Below are 859 nucleotides of genomic sequence, written 5' to 3'. Positions count from 1 at the left end.
CCCGCCGGGCCGCCAGTTCCGGGCGGGTGCGGAGTCGACCAAGGGGGCGCGGGTCAGGCGGCGGGCGAACACCCCGGTGGTGCGGACCGCGAGCTGGTCCTCCCTGCCGTCGCCGGCCAGCGCGGCGGTGAGCCGCGTCAGCGACCGCTCGTCGGGGGTCTCGGGCAGGTCGACCAGGCCGCCCCAGCGCTCGGGGTGTTCCAGGGCCGCGGTGCGGCCGAATCCCCACAGCAGGGCCTGTTCCGGGTCCGTCACCGTGTCGGTGCCGCCCACGCCGACGGCTCCGTGCGTGGCGCACCACAGCGGGGCGTCGACGCCGGTGTCGCCCAGCGCCTGCAGCAGGGCGAGGGAGCCGTGCAGAGACTGCGGGTGGGGAGCGGAGGACAGCAGGGAGAGGACGCCCGAGACGCCGTCGACGGCCTCTTCGCCGAGCCGGTCGGCGAGCACCTTGCGTTCGGTGTGGGACTCGGTCAGGACCAAGGTGCGTACCGTCGCTCCGCGTGCGGTGAGCGCGTGGCCCGCCGCCGCGGCCCACTGGCCGTCGGCCGCTGTCCCGGGCACCACCAGCAGCCAGGTGCCGGTCAGTCGTGCCGGACGCTCGTCGGCAAGCCGTGTCCAGGTGACCCGGTAGCGCCAGTTGTCGACCGTCGACCGGTCGCGGCTCTGCCGCCGCCAGGACGATAGTGCGGGCAGTACGGGGCCGAGGGGCTCCGTGTCCGCGAGTTCCAGCGTGTCGGCCAGCGCCTGCAGGTCTTCGCGTTCGACCGCTTCCCAGAAGGCAGCGTCGGCAGGGTCGGCCGAGGCCGCGGGAACCGTCTCCAGAGGGGAGGCCTCGGGCCAGTAGTTCTGGTGCTGGAAA

The 859-nt window shown here is 74.6% G+C and carries 1 protein-coding gene; it reads right to left on the bottom strand.

What is annotated here, in order from left to right:
• Positions 1-859: SpnB-like Rossmann fold domain-containing protein (locus LMU33_RS40815; RefSeq protein WP_443728990.1), on the bottom strand; the 859-nt coding region annotated here is incomplete at both ends.

The organism is Streptomyces barringtoniae, assembly GCF_020819595.1.
Lineage (GTDB): Bacteria > Actinomycetota > Actinomycetes > Streptomycetales > Streptomycetaceae > Streptomyces > Streptomyces barringtoniae.
Note: the sequence above shows the minus strand (reverse complement) of the source record. Positions and strands in the feature narration are given on the sequence as shown.